This window comes from Paenibacillus sp. V4I3 (genome assembly GCF_030817215.1).
Classification (GTDB): domain Bacteria; phylum Bacillota; class Bacilli; order Paenibacillales; family NBRC-103111; genus Paenibacillus_E.
The window spans coordinates 4,041,276-4,059,079 of record NZ_JAUSZA010000001.1; the positions used below are offsets into that span (position 1 = coordinate 4,041,276).

The 17,804-nt window shown below is 44.5% G+C and carries 19 protein-coding genes and 1 riboswitch; of the genes, 18 read left to right on the forward strand and 1 reads right to left on the reverse strand.

Annotation, left to right across the window (positions count from 1 at the left end; translation table 11 throughout):
- The first annotated feature begins 49 nt into the window (after nucleotides 1–49).
- The 6 genes from QFZ77_RS18515 to QFZ77_RS18540 all read left to right on the forward strand — a co-directional run bounded on the left by QFZ77_RS18515 (nucleotide 50) and on the right by QFZ77_RS18540 (nucleotide 6,003).
- Complete coding sequence (locus tag QFZ77_RS18515) at nucleotides 50–1,351, forward strand: pyrimidine-nucleoside phosphorylase (RefSeq protein WP_307441693.1); 1,302 nt, start codon at nucleotides 50–52, stop codon at nucleotides 1,349–1,351.
- 160 nt (nucleotides 1,352–1,511) lie between these two features.
- Nucleotides 1,512–2,687 carry a D-alanyl-D-alanine carboxypeptidase family protein gene (locus QFZ77_RS18520; protein ID WP_307441694.1) on the forward strand — a complete coding sequence of 392 codons (1,176 nt, stop codon included), beginning with the start codon at nucleotides 1,512–1,514 and terminating at the stop codon, nucleotides 2,685–2,687.
- Between the two features lie 161 nt (nucleotides 2,688–2,848).
- Complete coding sequence (gene spoIIAA / locus QFZ77_RS18525; protein WP_047674049.1) at nucleotides 2,849–3,202, forward strand: anti-sigma F factor antagonist; 354 nt, start codon at nucleotides 2,849–2,851, stop codon at nucleotides 3,200–3,202.
- Nucleotides 3,199–3,645: an anti-sigma F factor gene (spoIIAB, locus tag QFZ77_RS18530; RefSeq protein WP_029192951.1), complete on the forward strand. Its 447-nt coding sequence runs from the start codon at nucleotides 3,199–3,201 to the stop codon at nucleotides 3,643–3,645. The genes spoIIAA and spoIIAB overlap by 4 nt, the downstream gene beginning before the upstream one ends.
- Nucleotides 3,646–3,656: 11 nt before the next feature.
- A complete protein-coding gene (sigF, locus tag QFZ77_RS18535) occupies nucleotides 3,657–4,412 on the forward strand; it encodes an RNA polymerase sporulation sigma factor SigF (protein WP_029192952.1) in 756 nt (251 codons plus the stop codon).
- Nucleotides 4,413–4,572: 160 nt separating this feature from the next.
- On the forward strand, nucleotides 4,573–6,003 hold the full coding sequence (locus QFZ77_RS18540) for a SulP family inorganic anion transporter (protein WP_307449634.1): 1,431 nt from the start codon (nucleotides 4,573–4,575) through the stop codon (nucleotides 6,001–6,003).
- An 82-nt stretch (nucleotides 6,004–6,085) separates the two neighbouring features.
- On the opposite strand, the gene QFZ77_RS18545 is transcribed toward QFZ77_RS18540, so the two are convergent.
- A complete protein-coding gene (locus QFZ77_RS18545; protein ID WP_307441697.1) occupies nucleotides 6,086–6,295 on the reverse strand; it encodes a DUF378 domain-containing protein in 210 nt (69 codons plus the stop codon).
- A 178-nt stretch (nucleotides 6,296–6,473) separates the two neighbouring features.
- Here QFZ77_RS18545 and QFZ77_RS18550 point away from each other — a divergent pair, with 178 nt between their 5' ends.
- The 12 genes from QFZ77_RS18550 to scpB all read left to right on the forward strand — a co-directional run bounded on the left by QFZ77_RS18550 (nucleotide 6,474) and on the right by scpB (nucleotide 17,725).
- Entirely contained in the window at nucleotides 6,474–7,106 is a 633-nt protein-coding gene (locus QFZ77_RS18550) for a stage V sporulation protein AA (RefSeq protein ID WP_307441698.1), read from the forward strand.
- Entirely contained in the window at nucleotides 7,103–7,525 is a 423-nt protein-coding gene (locus QFZ77_RS18555) for a stage V sporulation protein AB (protein WP_307441700.1), read from the forward strand. Before QFZ77_RS18550 ends, QFZ77_RS18555 begins: the two co-directional genes overlap by 4 nt.
- A gap of 186 nt (nucleotides 7,526–7,711) precedes the next feature.
- Nucleotides 7,712–9,202, forward strand: coding sequence for a spore germination protein (locus QFZ77_RS18560; RefSeq protein ID WP_373462752.1), 1,491 nt, complete (start codon nucleotides 7,712–7,714; stop codon nucleotides 9,200–9,202).
- Nucleotides 9,203–9,362: 160 nt separating this feature from the next.
- Complete coding sequence (gene lysA, locus QFZ77_RS18565; protein WP_307441703.1) at nucleotides 9,363–10,694, forward strand: diaminopimelate decarboxylase; 1,332 nt, start codon at nucleotides 9,363–9,365, stop codon at nucleotides 10,692–10,694.
- Nucleotides 10,695–10,962: 268 nt separating this feature from the next.
- Nucleotides 10,963–11,394, forward strand: coding sequence for a peptidylprolyl isomerase (locus tag QFZ77_RS18570; protein ID WP_047674065.1), 432 nt, complete (start codon nucleotides 10,963–10,965; stop codon nucleotides 11,392–11,394).
- A gap of 203 nt (nucleotides 11,395–11,597) precedes the next feature.
- Nucleotides 11,598–11,779: riboswitch (FMN riboswitch) on the forward strand.
- 234 nt (nucleotides 11,780–12,013) lie between these two features.
- Nucleotides 12,014–13,123 carry a bifunctional diaminohydroxyphosphoribosylaminopyrimidine deaminase/5-amino-6-(5-phosphoribosylamino)uracil reductase RibD gene (gene ribD, locus QFZ77_RS18575; protein WP_307441706.1) on the forward strand — a complete coding sequence of 370 codons (1,110 nt, stop codon included), beginning with the start codon at nucleotides 12,014–12,016 and terminating at the stop codon, nucleotides 13,121–13,123.
- A gap of 16 nt (nucleotides 13,124–13,139) precedes the next feature.
- Nucleotides 13,140–13,811, forward strand: coding sequence for a riboflavin synthase (gene ribE / locus QFZ77_RS18580; protein ID WP_307441708.1), 672 nt, complete (start codon nucleotides 13,140–13,142; stop codon nucleotides 13,809–13,811).
- Between the two features lie 130 nt (nucleotides 13,812–13,941).
- The gene (locus QFZ77_RS18585; protein WP_307441709.1) at nucleotides 13,942–15,168 is read left to right on the forward strand and encodes a bifunctional 3,4-dihydroxy-2-butanone-4-phosphate synthase/GTP cyclohydrolase II; all 1,227 of its coding nucleotides are present in this window, start codon (nucleotides 13,942–13,944) and stop codon (nucleotides 15,166–15,168) included.
- Between the two features lie 51 nt (nucleotides 15,169–15,219).
- Nucleotides 15,220–15,690, forward strand: a complete 471-nt coding sequence (gene ribH / locus QFZ77_RS18590) for a 6,7-dimethyl-8-ribityllumazine synthase (RefSeq protein WP_029192962.1) — start codon at nucleotides 15,220–15,222, stop codon at nucleotides 15,688–15,690.
- Nucleotides 15,690–16,331, forward strand: coding sequence for a site-2 protease family protein (locus QFZ77_RS18595; RefSeq protein WP_307441711.1), 642 nt, complete (start codon nucleotides 15,690–15,692; stop codon nucleotides 16,329–16,331). The genes ribH and QFZ77_RS18595 overlap by 1 nt, the downstream gene beginning before the upstream one ends.
- 16 nt (nucleotides 16,332–16,347) lie before the next feature.
- Nucleotides 16,348–17,139 (forward strand): segregation and condensation protein A, encoded by a 792-nt coding sequence (locus QFZ77_RS18600; protein ID WP_307441713.1) that lies wholly within the window; start codon nucleotides 16,348–16,350, stop codon nucleotides 17,137–17,139.
- A complete protein-coding gene (gene scpB, locus QFZ77_RS18605) occupies nucleotides 17,123–17,725 on the forward strand; it encodes an SMC-Scp complex subunit ScpB (protein ID WP_307449636.1) in 603 nt (200 codons plus the stop codon). The genes QFZ77_RS18600 and scpB overlap by 17 nt, the downstream gene beginning before the upstream one ends.
- Nucleotides 17,726–17,804 lie beyond the last annotated feature (79 nt).

The following is a 17,804-nucleotide window of genomic DNA, read 5'->3' on the forward strand; positions in this document are numbered from 1 at the left end:
TGCTAATTATCTAACGAAAACTCTTAGGTAATCTTAAGGAGGAATGCAAATGAGAATGGTTGATTTAATCCATAAGAAACGTTCTGGTGAAGTGCTTAGCGAGCAGGAAATTACGTATATCGTTAACGGATATACACATGATGATATTCCGGATTATCAAATGTCGGCTTTACTGATGGCTATTTTCTTCAATGGGATGACAAGTGAAGAGATCTCTGCCCTCACGCTAGCTATGGCAGGATCGGGAGAAATGATTGATTTATCGGAGATTGCTGGGATTAAAGTGGATAAACACTCAACAGGCGGGGTTGGGGACAAAATAAGCTTAATCGTTGGACCTATTGTGGCTTCGCTTGGAATTCCTGTTGCCAAAATGTCTGGCAGAGGATTAGGACATACGGGTGGTACGGTAGATAAGCTGGAGTCGATTCCAGGCTTTCAGATTGAATTGTCTAAAGAAGATTTTATTCATGCCGTGAATACAAATAAAATTGCCATCGTTGGCCAGAGTGGTAACTTAGCTCCTGCTGACAAGAAGATGTATGCACTTCGTGACGTAACAGCAACGGTAGATTCGATTCCCTTAATCGCTAGCTCAATTATGAGCAAGAAGATTGCTTCAGGAGCAGATGCCATCGTGTTGGACGTGAAAATCGGTTCAGGCGCTTTCATGAAAACAGTGGACGATGCAAGAGCTCTTGCTCGTACGATGGTCGATATCGGAACGCAATTGAAGCGGAACACGATTGCCATGATTACAGACATGGAACAGCCGCTCGGACGTGAAATCGGAAATGCAAATGAGATTCGTGAATCTATTGAAGTGCTCCGCGGTACCGGTGATAAGGAACTGACTGAGGTAGCCATCTCGGTTGCAGCCTACATGTCGCTGCTGGGGAAGGTGTTTGAGAGCTTCGAGGAGGCTCAGGCGGCTGTCCGCGATATTGTCTTGAATGGAAAGGCGTTAGAGACGTTCAAACGCTTCATAGCAAGCCAGGGCGGCGATCCGAATGTGGTAGACCAACCTGAGCTCCTTCCGACGGCAGCTTATCATTTCGAAGTGATGGCTGAGAAAGATGGTTTTATCAATCAGATCAATGCGGAACAAATCGGCATTGCCGCGATGCTGCTTGGTGCTGGTCGAGCGAAGAAGGAAGATCAGATTGATTATGCAGTGGGTCTTACTTTGAATAAGAAAATCGGTGACAAGGTTCAGATTGGGGAATCCATATGTACCATTCATGCGAATCAACAGGATGTGAAGGCAGTCGAGACCATGATTCAAGGGGCCTATCGCGTTGAGAATAGCAAGCCTGCTCCTGTTCAATTAATTTATGATGTCATTGTTTAATGCCAAATAATCGCCCAAGCACTTTCCACATGGAAAGTGCCTTTTTTATTTTCTTCCTCTTGGAATATTTTGTGCGGAAATCGTCAAGACTGATTAGCAGTCATTCAAGCTGCAAGTGTCAGGCTTTCACTTCATACATCACAGGAGGGGTACAATTGCTATGCGAAAAAAAGGGCTAATAAGTTTAATCTGTTTACAGCTATGTTTGATGCTGTTCATACCGGCCGCATTTGCGGAAGAGAAGAAGGCGCCATCCGTCGATTTGACACCGAATGCACAGTCCGCTGTGTTAATGGATGCAGATACGGGCACGGTCATTGCCGAAAAGAATAAGGATGCAAAGCTTCCTCCAGCCAGTATTACGAAAATAATGACGATGCTGCTCATTATGGAAGCTGTCGACAAAGGCAACATTAAAATGGATGAAAAGGTTAAGGTCAGTGAATACGCGGCTTCCATGGGTGGATCGCAAATTTTCCTTGAGCCTGGCGAAGAGATGACCGTAGAGGAAATGTTGAAGGGGATTGCCATGGCTTCCGGCAACGATGCATCTGTGGCAATGGCTGAGAAAATCGCAGGCTCGGAAGAGAATTTTGTGCAAATGATGAACGACCGTGCACAGCAGTTAGGTATGAATAATACCCATTTTTCAAACTGCAACGGACTGCCTGTAGCCAATCATTATACAACTGCGAATGATATCGCCATCATGTCGAGAGAACTGCTCAAGCATGAGGTAATCACTAAATTTACAGGTGCCTATCAAGACTATCTACGAAAAGAAACGGCAAATCCATTCTGGCTCGTGAATACGAACAAGTTGGTACGCTTCTACAACGGTGCGGATGGTCTGAAAACGGGATACACAAGCGAAGCGAAATTCTGCTTATCTGCAACAGCCAAACGGGAAAATTTACGCGTCGTTGCCGTGGTGCTTGGTGAACCGAATACAAAAACACGGAATGCCGAAGTAACGAAGCTGTTTGATTACGCTTTTGCGCAATTTACGAACTATCCTTTGTTTAAGTCAGGCGACAGTCTTGGAAATTTTACGATTAATAAAGGCCAGGTTTCGACAGTACCGTTAGTCGCGAAGCAAAATTATAGTATTTTAATGAAAAAGGGTTCCGTGACTGGGGAGATTCGACATGAACTGAAACTCGATCCAAACATAAAAGCACCGATTGTTCTGGGGCAACCTATCGGTAGAATTATTGTATACAATGGAGATAATTTGCTTGCTGAATACCCGCTCGAGTCTCCTGTTGCCGTAGATAAAGCGTCATGGTGGAAGTTATTTAAGCGAACCACATCGAATCTGTTTCATACGGATTAATGGTGAGAATTCGCGAATAAGCGCAGTTTTCTTCTAGTTTTAGCAGTTTTCTTCTAGTTTTGTCGGGGTGCAGGAGTTTCCATCTCAGTTGTAGAAACTTAAGTTTCATGACGGGATCTTTGAGTGAGCTCAAAGTCTCTCAGCTGAGAGGAGTGAACATGTTGAGCCTGCAAATTGAATTCGAGCAAGGCCGAAGAGCTCTAATTGTTAGATTGAAAGGCGAGCTGGATCATCACACAGCCGATGTTGTGAAGGCGAGGATGGAGGAAGCGATTGCCAAAGAGCATACGCGCCATTTAATCCTTAGTTTGAAGGATCTATCCTTCATGGACAGCTCGGGTCTAGGCGTCATTCTCGGCCGCTATAAGCAGATTACGAGTAAAGGCGGCAAAATGGTCGTTTGTGATGTTGCTCCTGCTGTCTACCGCTTGTTCGAGCTTTCTGGAATGTTCAAGATTGTATCTATACAGGACAACGAACGCAATGCAATGTCCAGTTTGGAGGTTGCATTATGAGTGAACATAATTTTATGACACTAGAGTTTGCTAGTCGTTCTGAGAATGAAGCTTTTGCTCGTGTAGCCGTTGCTGCTTTCGTCTCTCAATTGGATCCTACGCTGAATGAATTGACCGACATCAAGACGGTTGTTTCTGAAGCGGTAACAAATTCGATTATTCATGGTTATAACAATCGAACAGATGGCGTTATCATCATTTCGACGCAAATTGATGATGATGTGGTTCGGATTACGATCGAAGACAAGGGCTCAGGTATTGCTGATTTAGAACAAGCGAAACAGCCACTATATACATCCAAACCAGAGTTGGAACGCTCTGGCATGGGTTTCACGATTATGGAAAATTTCATGGACGAAGTAGAAGTTGTGACGGCCGTCGGAATCGGAACCAAAATAAACATGTTGAAGCGAATTGAATCTAAAAAAGCTTTATACAATTAGGGGTTTGATCTATGGATGTCGATCTGAAACATGCTTCTCATAGTTATTTAGACGATTCGGAAGTCAAACGGTTAATCGCCCTCAGCCAATCCGGAGATGGACTCGCCAGAGAAACACTTGTCAGCTGCAATATCCGTTTGGTTTGGTCTGTAGTTCAACGTTTTTTGAACCGGGGATACGAAGCCGAAGACTTGTTCCAGATCGGTTGTATCGGACTGCTCAAGTCCGTTGACAAATTCGATCTATCTTATGATGTGAAGTTTTCAACCTATGCGGTACCGATGATAATCGGTGAAATTCAACGTTTTCTTCGCGATGACGGAACACTTAAAGTAAGCCGTTCCCTCAAAGAATTGGCGAATAAGATTCGCAAGACGAAGGACGAGCTGTCGAAGCGGCTTGGCAGATTGCCTACGATCAAAGAGGTCGCAGAGGAGCTTATGATAACAGCAGAGGAAGTTGTTTTCGCGCAAGAGGCGAATAAACCTCTCTCTTCTATCCATGAGACCGTCTTTGAGAATGATGGTGATCCTATCACACTAATGGATCAAATCTCGGATGAGTCTGGCGAGAAATGGTTCGAGAAGCTTGCGCTGAATGAAGCCATTGGGACGCTGTCGGAGCGAGAACGGCTCATTGTTTATCTCCGTTATTTCCGGGATCAAACACAATCCGAGGTTGCAAGCAGGCTAGGTATTTCCCAAGTGCAGGTATCACGATTGGAAAAGAAAATATTGCAATCGATTAAAGATCAGATTGCTCAATAACAGGTTTTTGATAAATAACCGTTCCTCCTAGGAGGAACGGTTATTTATCTATGTAGAGACATAGGCTCAATTTGTGTATAATAAAAACTGCAAATAACGGTCCCGGCTTTTCTGAGAGGGAAAAGTCAACAAAATTAACATAGGAGTGTGTATTTTTTTGATTTATAGCAAATGGAAGGATTCATGGTTTTTTAATACTCGTAAGGATGTATTATCCGGTATAACGGTTGCCTTAGCTTTAATTCCCGAAGCCATTGCGTTCTCTATTCTAGCAGGTGTAGATCCTATGGTTGGCTTGTATGCTTCTTTCATTATTGCCATAGTAATATCATTCACAGGTGGTCGGATGGGGATGATTTCAGCGGCTACAGGTGCGATGGCCTCTCTAATGGGTCCTTTAGTTGCGAAATATGGGATTGAATATTTGTTTGCGGCCAGCATTTTGACTGGTGTTATTCAATATGTGATGGGTGTTTTGAAATTCGGCAAATTCATTACGTTTATTCCGAACTCTGTCATTGTTGGGTTTGTTAATGCACTCGCCATTATTATTTTCATGGCTCAACTTACGAATTTCAACGGGGCAAGCTGGCAGATGTATGCCATGGTAGCTGGCACTTTGGCTATTATTTATTTGCTGCCTTTGATCACGAAAGCCATACCTTCTGCTTTGGTTGCCATTATCGTGATGACGATTTTGTCTATGAACTTACAGCTGGATATACGAACAGTTGGTGATATGGGTGAAATTACACAGACCTTGCCTTTCTTCCATATTCCTGACTTAACTTTAACTCTTCAAGCAATTGGATATATATTTCCTATTTCCTTGGCATTAGCAGTTGTAGGTATGACAGAATCCCTCATGACAGCTACGATTGTAGATGAAATGACTGAAACGAAAAGTGATAAAAATAAAGAGGTAAGAGGGCAGGGCATAGCGAATATTGTGTCTGGCTTTTTCGGTGGAATGGCAGGTTGTGCCATGATAGGTCAAACGGTCATAAACGTGAAATCGGGTGGTCGATCCCGACTATCTACCTTTGTTTCGGGAGTTTTCCTACTGTTCTTAATCATGGTATTAGGTAATGTGGTCAAGCAAATTCCAATGGCCGCGCTAGTAGGTGTAATGTTTATGGTATCCGTGGGCACATTTGATTGGCACTCGCTTAGAACCTTAGTCAAAATTCCGCGAAGTGACGCGCTAGTCATGATCATTACAGTAGCCATCGTTGTAACAACTTCCAATTTAGCAATTGGCGTATTATCAGGCGTTACGTTAAGTGCAGTGATATTTGGTTGGAGATCGGCCAAAATTAAGGCGCATATATCAAACGACAAAAATGGCGCAAAAATATATCGCATTTCTGGCCAGCTGTTTTTTGGAACAATGGCACATTTTATTGATTTATTTGATTATAAGAGTGACCCAGATATGATTACGATTGATTTCAGCTCGTCACATGTTTGGGATCATTCCGCGGTGACAGCTATAACTAAAACCATTTCAAAATATGAGCAATTGGATAAAAAAGTCATCTGTATTGGTTTGAACGAGGAAAGTAAATTAATGTTCGAACAAGTCAGATAGTCCGTACCGCATAAAAAAGAGCCGCTGATTACCCCAATTCTTCACTGGGTAGTTTGCGGCTTTTTGTGAAACGCGAACATGTTTATCGGGCAGAGTGCCTGTCGTCTGAATAAAATCTCACGCAGTAAATTCCGCATAAGCCCACTACCGTATAAATGATGCGGCTTAGACCGGAAGATTCACGATGAGAATCTCCTCCCAATAAAGCAGAAACTAAATCCCACTCGAAAAGCCCAACCAAGAGCCAATTCAGCGCACCAATAATGACTAGTGTTAACGCGAATTTTGCCATGTTATCACCTTCTTTATATGGAATAAGTTATCGTTATTCGATCTTACTATGCCATATAGATGGTGACATTATTCCTGGAGAATTTACCATCTTATAAGGTGTTTATGGGAAGGAAAGATTTTGCATACTACTCCTATACATGGATGATTCACCGTAAAGCTCTGAGGGGAGTGAAACCATGGTACAGGATGGAAAACCATATCTATACATCCGGCTTCGTCGAAAAGCTAGCATTCGCAAAGGGAATGTCGTGTATTTACGTCATATCGCTCAGATTTTCGTGGAGCCTGAATATGAGCAAGCTCTGAACGAATTGATCATTCATCATCCTCAACATGAGGATGGCAATCGCGTTCTCATTGACATGATGCTGATTGTTCGTAAAGTGAAAGATCTTTATCCACAGCTGCAAATTGAGCATTTCGGAGAACCTCATGTGCTTCTCGAGATCATTTCCGATCCTAGAAAGCCAAGTCCTATACTTATCGGTTTGGTTTGGTTGCTCTTGTTCATCGGTTCGGGACTGGCCATCATGAATTTCCATGCAGATGTGTCCATGCTGGAAGTTCACCAACGCATTTATGAATTGATGACAGGGAAAAAGGTGGAGCATCCGCTCATTCTGCAAATCCCTTATTCCCTAGGGATTGGTGTTGGAATGGTCATTTTTTTCAACCATCTGTTCAAGAAGAAATTCAATGAAGAACCAAGCCCGCTCGAAGTGGAAATGTTCATGTATCAGGAAAATATAAATCATTATGTGATAACAGAAGAATATATCAAAATTCATGAGGAAGGGGACCATTCGTGATTACCCTAATTGGGGAAGCCTTCTTAGCGGCTTTTATCGGGTTAGCTGGTGGAATCGCTGTTGGCAGCGGCATGGTCGCGTTCCTTGTGGTACTGGATATTATTCCAAGACTTGCCCAGATCACACGTTCGTTTTCGAAAATTCATGCTTATGAAGCAGCGGTTGTGATGGGCTCACTCTTATTTACTTGGGTTGATTTCAGCGATGCTAAGGTGCACCTTTTTCCGATGGGAACAGCAGTGGTAGGTATATTTGCCGGTTGTTTTGTTGGCATGCTAGCGGCCGCATTAACGGAAATCATTAACGTGCTGCCCATCCTCGCCAAGCGTGTTGGCATGGGATCCTATATGATTTTGCTGCTCATGGCGATGATTTTTGGTAAAGTATTTGGATCCTTGTTTGAATGGTTATTTTATTAACATGTGTTGAAGGAGGCGCTCAAAGTGAAGTTTGTTGTGAGAAAGGGAAATGGGAGCGATAAGTCTGATTCGAACGAAGTAGACGAATCAAACGAATCAAATGAATCGAACGAATCACAGGGGCATACGGAGAAACTGGCCGTAGATGAGGAAGGAAATTTATCTGCTTACAATCCAATAACAAATATGACGCCTGAGGAAAAGGCACTCAAAATTCAGGAAGATATCCCCAGAAGTATTCGAGAAGTTCGAAGGGTGCTGGAGGAACGAGTAGGACTCGATCGAAGCTTCGATCTCATCCTCAGAGAAATGGTGTTCGGATCCAAGCGCGTAGGCATCTTCTATTGCAATGGATTTGCCAAAGATACGGTGTTAACCGATATCATTACACGACTCACTTATGCGGACGAAGAAACCGTTTCACATCATACACTGGAAGCATTCATTGAGAAATTAATTCCGCACATTCAAGTGAAGTCCTACAAGAAAATGTCTGAAATCGTAGGACAAGTATTGATGGGCGGAACGGCATTTTTCATTGAAGGTGAGACAGCAGGGATTACGATCGATGTCAAAAATTATCCTGTTCGTTCGATCGCTGAACCAGACTTAGAGCGAGTTGTCCGTGGTTCACGAGATGGCTTCGTGGAAACCCTATTATTGAATGTGACATTAGTCAGACGAAGAATTCGCGATGAAAGATTTAAGTTGGAAATCATGCAAATCGGTAAACGAACCAAGACGGATGTCTGTGTGGCTTATATCAACGATATTGCTGACGCGGATTTAGTCCAAGCCGTGAAAGATAAAATAAATGATGTTGAAATCGACGGCCTTCCTCTCGCTGAAAAACAGCTGGAAGAAGCGATTGTTAATAAGGGTTGGAACCCGTATCCGATGGTTCGGTATTCGGAGCGGCCGGATGTTGTCTCCGCCCATTTACTAGAAGGTCATGTATGTGTTTTCGTGGACACATCACCGAGCGTCATGATTCTGCCGACCACATTTTTCCATCATGTGCAGCACGCTGAGGAATATCGTCAAACCCCATTCATCGGTACTTATTTAAGGTGGGTGCGCTTTGTTGGCATTATGGCTTCGATTTTCCTGCTCCCGCTTTGGTTTATGATGGTTATGGATCCTTCCTTAAAGCCGGCTGGATTAGAATTCCTCGGTCCGCAGAAGGAAGGAAGCCTGCCGCTATTGGTCCAGTTCTTGTTAGCGGATATTGGGATTGATCTCATGCGAATGGCTGCTGTACATACACCTACACCGCTCGCTACCGCAATGGGTTTGGTGGCAGCCATTTTGGTCGGAGATATCGCGGTAAAAACGGGTCTCTTTATCAATGAGGTTATTCTGTATTTGGCACTCGCCTCCATTGGGATGTTCGCAACACCGAGCTATGAATTGGGTCTAGCTAATCGAATAGTAAGACTGGCTCTCTTAATCATCGTAGCGATCTTCCACGTCCCCGGATTTGTAGTAGGCTCAACGTTATGGCTGATTCTACTAGCCACAAGGAAATCCTTTAATGCACCCTATATGTGGCCCTTTATTCCATTTAACGCCAAAAGCTTCTTTGCCATCCTGGTTCGTCGTCCGGTGCTTGCTGGCAAAACTCGGCTAAGTATTACTAAGCCAATCGATGGCACACGTCAACCAAAATCCAAATAACAGAAAAAGGGCAGGGAATTCTCCTGTCCTTTTTTGCTTTTATGTCGAAGCGTGTATTGTCAAAAGAGCATGCCATATGGTACTTTTAATAGTAATGTACATTAACCTCTTAGGCGGAATATAGCAAGAAGATGGTTCAGGGAGAGAGGGAAATAAAGCTATGTATTTACATGGTACTAGTAAAATAAACGACCAAGGCCACCTCGAAATCGGCGGTGTCGATGCAACGAAATTGGTTGCTGAATACGGCACTCCTTTATATGTTTTTGACGAAGCGTTAGTACGTGGGCGCTGCCGTGAATTCGTTGAAGCTTTCAAAGCATCTGGTCTGAAATTCCAAGTGGCTTATGCAAGTAAAGCATTCTGCGTAATGGCGATGTGCCGAATTGTAGATGAAGAGGGAATGTCACTTGACGTTGTTTCCGATGGTGAGCTTTATACGGCGCTACAAGCAGGCTTCCCAGCGGACCGAATTCATTTTCATGGCAATAACAAAACAATCTCAGAATTGGAAATGGCGATTGATGCCAAAATCGGCTGTTTCGTCGTGGATAACTTCATCGAACTTCAAATGTTGAATGCGATTGCCGAAGAGAAGCGCCAAAAGGTGAAGATCTTACTGCGTATTACGCCGGGCGTTGAGGCACATACGCATGAATATATTTCTACAGGCCAGACGGATTCCAAATTCGGTTTCGACATGGGCAATGGATCGGCATTCCGCGCTGTTCAAGAAGCTTCGCAATTAAGCAATTTAGAATTATTGGGCGTTCATTCGCATATTGGTTCCCAAATTTTTGAAGTGGAAGGCTTCCGCATGGCAGCTGAGAAAGTGGCTGGTTTTGCCGTTCAAGTTCGCAAAGAAATAGGCGTTACGTTCAAGGTCATTAACCTTGGCGGCGGTTTCGGGATTCGTTATGTGAGCGAGGATAGCCCACTTCCGGTTGCCGTTTATGTTAAAGCAATTACAGACGCGATTAAAGACAACTTCGGCAGCAATGATTTTCCAATGCCTGAAATTTGGGTTGAACCAGGTCGCAGCATCGTTGGTGATGCAGGAACTACGTTGTACACAGTAGGTACAACTAAGGATATTCCAGGAGTGCGTAAATACGTAGCTGTAGATGGCGGCATGACTGACAACCCACGTCCTGCTTTGTATGAGGCTGTGTATGAGGCGATGTTGGCTAACCGTGCTACAGAGCAACCGACAGAGGTTGTATCTATTGCAGGGAAATGCTGTGAGAGCGGTGATATGCTGATCTGGGATCTGAACCTGCCCAAAGTAAGTTCAGGAGACGTTCTCGCTGTATCTTGTACAGGAGCATACAATTATGCAATGGCAAGCAATTATAACCGTATCCGCCGTCCTGGCGTTGTCTTCGTGAAAGATGGTCAAAGTGATCTCGTCGTGAAACGCGAAACGTTCGATAACATCGTTGGCAACGACATCATTCCTGCAAGAATGAAACAAATGAGCGAGACCGTTTAATTGGTTTTAAATGAAAATGAAGGAAACCTCAGCTTCACGGGGTTTCTTTCTTTGCGTTTTTTTTCATCTCTTAATCGCGGAATAGTCATTCACATCACAGATGATTTTTGGTGAAAATCAAGGACTGATTCATGCAGCGCGAAAAGCGCATATTCCAGTCAAATAGGACAAGGTCGGGGGAGAATTGTGTTAGAAGTATAGCGCAGTTTGTGAAATGGAAGTTTTCATAGTAGAATAAGATATTATTTCCTAAAGGAGTGGACCACAAATGGCCAAACAAGCAAAAATTAAACTAGCAGGTGGCGGCGAAGTCGTTATCGATCTTTTCGAAAACGATGCACCGAATACCGTTGCAAACTTTGAAAAATTAGCAAACTCCGGTTTCTACAACGGACTTGTTTTTCATCGTGTTATTCCAGGATTCGTAGCACAAGGTGGTTGTCCTACAGGAACAGGAACTGGTGGCCCTGGTTACCAAATCAACTGTGAAATCAACCCGAACAAACATGAGCGCGGCTCCTTGGCTATGGCTCATGCAGGCAGAAATACAGGTGGAAGCCAGTTCTATATTGCTTACCAACCGCAACCGCATTTGGATGGACAACACACCGTATTCGGTAAAGTATCTAAAGGCATGGAGTTAGTCGATGCTTTCAAAGGCAAAGATTTGATGGAGAAAGTTGAAGTTGTAGAAGTATAATTCGCCATATTCGAAAAGAAGCCTGTTGATTTATTTCAATAGGTTTCTTTTTAAATTTAATTCCGAGTGAATTCATTGAAAAAGTAAGAAATAATTGTGAAAAGGAAAAAAGCACTTGCTTTTTGTAAGTGTGAGTGATAAATTTTTCATTATCAAAGTAATTTATAGCTAGTTCTTAGTTGTAAGTTACTTTTATATGTATGCAAAACCTTCGGGGCGTGGTGAAATTCCACACCGGCGGTGATTCGATAGCATGTACCCGTTACATGTTTCGATAAGTCCGTGACCCGTTTTGAAGCTAGCGGTACCTGACACACAGCTTCGCTACGGCTGATCCGGTGCAATTCCGGAACCGACAGTATAGTCTGGATGGGAGAAGGAAAACGCGAACATTTGATTCGCTATGCATGCTTGTACATTTTTTCACGTAAACAAAAATTCGGCAGGTCTGTTTTTTGAAGCAGATACGTCGTTGTTGTTTGATTTGATCAAAAATGCGGCAAGTATGGATGGATGAAGCTTCTTCGTGTTATCTAGACAATCTCTGGCCCCTATCCGATACACGGAGGGGCCTTTTTGCATTCAAATTTTGGAATAGATCTGAAAGGCGGTGAACTTCGTGCATGTACTGAATGACGAAGCCTACATGAGACTTGCTCTGCAAATGGCTGAAAGTGCTCTTGGTCAGACAGGAATTAATCCCGTAGTAGGGTGTGTCCTTGTTAAGAATGGACGCATCATTGGCATGGGAGCGCACCTGAAGCGCGGACATGGCCATGCCGAGGTTCTCGCCTTGCAAATGGCAGGCGAGGAAGCTAAAGGCAGCACGGCTTATGTGACATTAGAGCCATGCAGTCACTTTGGCAAGACTCCACCGTGTAGCGACCGACTCATTGAGGCTGGCGTGTCACGGGTTGTCGTCGCTGGAAGGGATCCGAACCCGCAGGTTGCTGGGACAGGCATCGCTAAGATGTATGATCATGGTCTCGACGTGACGGTTGGGCTGCTTGCAGAGGAGGCCGCGGCAATGAACGAGGCCTTCAACAAATACATCGTCACCCGCATGCCTTATGTGACGATGAAGACAGCGAGCACGCTTGACGGCCGCATCGCCTCGAAGACCGGCGACAGCAAGTGGATCACGTCGCCAGCGTCGCGTGCCTTCGTTCATACCCTGCGCCATCGGCATCAGGGTATCATGGTCGGCGTCAACACCGTCATCGCCGACGACCCGCTGCTGAGCGCGCGCGGCGACGTACCGGCTGTGCAGCCGGTAAGGATCGTCGCGGACTCGCTCTTGCGAGTCCCGCTGGGCGCCCGGGTGCTCACGGAGCAGGATCGTCAGCAGACGATCCTGCTCGCAAGCGCACAGGCGCCTGCAGAGCGGCGTGCCGCGCTGGAAGCGCGCGGCATCACGGTCCTCACCTGCGGGGACGGCCCGCAGGTGGACCTGACGCTCGCCATGCGGCAGCTCGGCGAGCACGAGATCGGCTCCATCCTCCTAGAGGGTGGAGGGAAGCTCAATGGCGCCATGCTGGAGCGGCGCCTGATCGATAAGCTGGTGCTGATGTTTGCGCCGAAAATCATCGGCGGCGGCTCTGCAGCACCTGTAAACATCAACTTCGATGGCTTCGCGAAGATGGATGATGCGATTACGCTCGACCGACTCAAGGTCGAGCAGTTCGGACCGGATATTTGCATAACCGGCTATCCGAATTATAAGAGCTAACGAATGGAGGACTTGCATGTTTACCGGAATTATCGAAGAAATCGGCCACATGCGCCGCATTCATAGTCAAGGGCAAGCGATGGTATTGACCATCGCTGCTAAGAAAGTGCTTGAAGATGTCCACCTAGGTGACAGTATTTCTGTAAATGGCGTCTGTTTGACGGTCATATCTTTTGATAACGACTCATTTTCCGTGGATGTTATGCCAGAAACATACCGCAAGACGAATCTTCGCAAACTACAAACAGGCACACGCGTGAATTTGGAGCGAGCGATGGCAGCGAATGGCCGGTTCGGCGGGCACATTGTTCAAGGACATGTGGATGCAACCGCAACGATCCTTTCACGAATACCCGAAGAAAATGCGGTCGTTTACCGGTTCGAACCGGAGAATAAGCACATTTTCCGATATATCATTTCCGGGGGTTCCATCACAATTGACGGCATAAGCCTAACCGTTGTTGATGTTAATGATCGTGAAGTGGCGGTTTCCATCATCCCGCATACCCTTGCTCAAACGGTCCTACATGATAAAAAGGCCGGGGATACGGTCAACATGGAATGTGACGTATTAGGCAAATATATGGAGCGTCTACTAAAGTTCGGTCCATCTGAATCTTCGGAGGGCAACGGGAAAAAGCAAAGCACGCTAACTGCGAGCTTTCTCGCCGATAACGGCTTTATGTAGGTGTTTGAAACCAGCTTTGCTAATGTAAAGCTCTAGTTTACGCTTACGAAGAAAGCTTTGCTAAAGCAAAGCTCTAGCTTATGCTTACGAAGTCAGTTTTGCTAAAGCAAAACTCTTAGGAGAGGTGAATATGACACAAATAATCTTTAACACAATAGAAGAAGCGCTGGATGATCTTAAACTAGGTAAAGTCATTATTGTTGTAGACGATGAGGATCGTGAGAACGAAGGCGATTTTATCGCACTTGCTGATAAAACTACGCCAGAGGTCATTAATTTCATGATCAGAGAGGGACGCGGACTCGTTTGTGCACCAATAACAGAAGAACGTGCAAAAGAACTTGAGTTGCCTCCCATGGTTGCTCGGAATACGGATTATCACGGAACAGCGTTTACCGTTTCTGTTGACCATATGGATACAAGCACTGGGATATCTGCGCATGAGCGTTCAAGAACGATTATGGGCCTGATTGATCCCGAAACAAAACCGCAGGATTTCCGCAGACCTGGTCATATTTTCCCGCTGATTGCCAAGAAGGGCGGTGTCCTCCGCAGAGCTGGACATACAGAAGCGACGATAGATCTAGCTATCTTGTGTGGCTCTTATCCAGCAGGGGTCATTTGTGAAGTTATCAAGGAAGACGGGACGATGGCTCGTGTACCGGATCTCATGGAAATCGCAGAGAAACACGACCTGCGCATTATCACGATTCAAGACTTAATCCAATACCGTAATCAGCAAGAGAAATTGGTTGAGCGTGAAGTTGAAATTAAGCTTCCAACTGATTTTGGTACATTCAAGGCTATTGCTTATACGAATCAACTGGATAATAAAGAGCATGTGGCCCTTGTCAAAGGAACAATTGACCCTTCTAAACCAACGTTGGTACGCGTGCATTCCGAGTGCTTGACTGGGGATGTTTTCCATTCTCATCGCTGCGACTGCGGTCCACAACTGGATGCCGCATTAAAACAGATTGATGAAGAAGGCAATGGTGTATTATTATATATGCGACAGGAAGGTCGCGGAATCGGTTTAATCAATAAATTGAAGGCTTATGCTTTGCAAGAGCAGGGATTAGACACCGTAGAGGCGAATATTAAGCTTGGCTTTGCTCCAGATCTTCGGGATTATGGGATTGGGGCGCAAATTTTGAAAGATCTTGGCATCACTCAACTTCGTCTATTAACGAATAATCCACGCAAAATTAAAGGTCTGGAAGGCTACGGCCTTGAAGTTGTTGAGCGGGTTCCGATTCAAATGGATAGTAAGGCAGATAACCTCAGTTATTTACAAACGAAGAAAAACAAGCTTGGCCATATGCTCAGTTTCCATGACTCGGGCAGCGGCATTTAAATCCAATCTAATCCAAATAACCTGTTTTAATAAGAAAGGGAGTATTTCACCATGGCTAACATTTTTGAAGGACATTTAATTTCACAAAACTTGAAATATGGTATCGTTGTAGGTCGTTTCAATGAATTTATTACATCCAAATTATTAGGTGGCGCACAGGATGCTCTGAAGCGTCATGGCGTAAATGAAGATGAAGTAGATATTGCTTGGGTACCAGGCGCATTTGAACTTCCCCTAATCGCTCAAAAAATGGCTGAAAGCGGAAAGTATGATGCTGTTATTACACTAGGTGCGGTCATTCGAGGATCAACTCCGCATTTTGATTATGTGTGCAGCGAAGTAGCGAAAGGTGTTTCTGCTATTAACCTGAAAACAGGCGTTCCTACGATTTTCGGTGTTCTGACAACAGATTCCATTGAACAAGCGGTGGAACGTGCGGGTACCAAAGCTGGAAATAAAGGCTGGGAAGCTGCCGTTACAGCTATTGAAATGGCGAATTTGACGAAGCAATTCACTTCGTAATGCTTTCTTATTATCATCTGGAAACGCTGCTGCCCAGGTTGTTCGCTTTTCTGATCGCAATGACGCTGCACGATGCAGCTCATGCGGGGGTAGCTTGGCTGCTCGGAGATCGTACAGCTCGAGAAAGCAAACGGTTATCGCTAAACCCCTTGGCACATTTAGATGCCTTGGGGCTAGCTATGATCATCTTCGGACCCTATGGCTGGTCGAAGAGATTACCGGTAGATGAATCACGATTTAAGAAGAGACCTAGGCTATCCCATACACTTGTTTATTTAGCGGGGCCTTTTACGAATTTGCTGCTCGTTTTGTTCTTCTGGTGGCTCTATTTCTTTCTTCCGGCTTTGGTAGGAGGAGGGACAGAGTCCATAACTGTTGAACAGTGGCGAGTCTATTTGCAGTACTGCGTCATCGTCAATTTAATGATTTGTCTTATACATATGCTGCCCCTTTATCCGCTCGACGGATGGTATGTTTTGAAAGGACTTGTTCCTTCCCGAAAGCAGGGATGGTTTGCACGTAATCAACGCTATGCACTTATTCTAGTTATTGTTTTAATGATTACACCGGTTGGTCAATGGGCGCTCGGACATATTTATCCGTTTGCCGCGCAGTTTGTTATGAATCTATTTTCACTATGACAAGGGGGAGAACGGAATGAAAGTAACCTACAAGTTAGAAGCATTTGAAGGCCCCCTTGATCTATTGCTTCATCTTATCGATAAAAATGAACTTGACATTTATAATATTCCAATCAAAGAAATTACAGACCAGTACTTAGGTTATGTTCAAGCTATGCATGAATTGGAGCTGGATATTACGAGTGAATTTCTTGTGATGGCAGCAACGCTTCTCTCTATCAAGAGCAAAATGCTATTACCTAAGCCGCCTGTTATTGAATTTGATGAATATTTTGATGATATGGACGACTCTCTAGATCCTCGCGCAGAACTTGTTGCGAAGCTAATTGAATACCGAAAATACAAATCGATTGCCGATATGCTTAGGGATAAAGAAGTAGAACGTAGTCTGGTTTACACGCGAGAACCTGAGGATTTGACTTCATACCTGCCTGATATCCAGGAGAACCCTGTTGAAGGTCTTGATGTCGCAGATCTTTTGTTTGCCTTTCAGCGAACGTTAAGGAAGTTGGCTAACCGCAATGTGGTTGCGAGAATACGTAGAGATGAAATTTCCGTTAAAGACCGCATCCGAGAGGTTATTGACTTACTTAAATTTAAAGGCGGCAAGCTGCTTTTCTCGAAGCTATTCGATTACGAAATGACACGTGAAGAAATTGTTGTGACTTTCTTAGCGATACTCGAATTAATGAAAATGAAAAAAGTTATTTGCTATCAGTATAAGCTATTTGAAGACATCGTCATCCAAGCGAAAGAGGAGGTTTCTGACATTGACACTCAATTTCCCACAGATGAAATCAATTATTGAAGGACTGCTCTTTGCCTCTGGCGACGAAGGCTTGGATGCCAAGCAATTAGCTGAAGTCATGGAGCTTGATCTTTATTTGATTCGTGATCTGCTCAAAGATATGAGAACGGAGTTCAAACGAAAGGGTCGTGGCGTTCAGATTGTCGAAGTAGCTGGAGCGTATCAGTTAACAACCTTAGCTGAGCATGCGCCCTATTTTGAACGACTAGCTTATTCACCTTCACGATCATCCCTATCACAAGCGGCGTTAGAGACTTTATCCATCGTTGCTTATAAACAGCCAATTACAAGAGTCGAAATTGAGGAGATCCGCGGCGTGAAATGCGATCGGGCCTTGGCAACCTTAACCGGTAAAGACTTGATAACGGAAGTTGGACGTGCCGATGCGGTAGGTAGACCGATATTGTACGGAACCTCCAAGCAATTTCTAGAATATTTCGGGCTTAGTTCGATTACGGAGCTGCCGGATTCGGCAAGCTTTCAAGGGAATTTCGATTTGGAAGAAGAGACACGTCTATTATTTGACCGAATAGGCGGGGATCAGAAGCAGTTTACTCTTGAAGATGTAAGTGATGAAACTGAATAAGAACCCGCACACATGCATTTCATTTCCTTTTTAAGGTCATACTAACTCCACTTACGAGAAGATATTTGTCTTGTAGGCG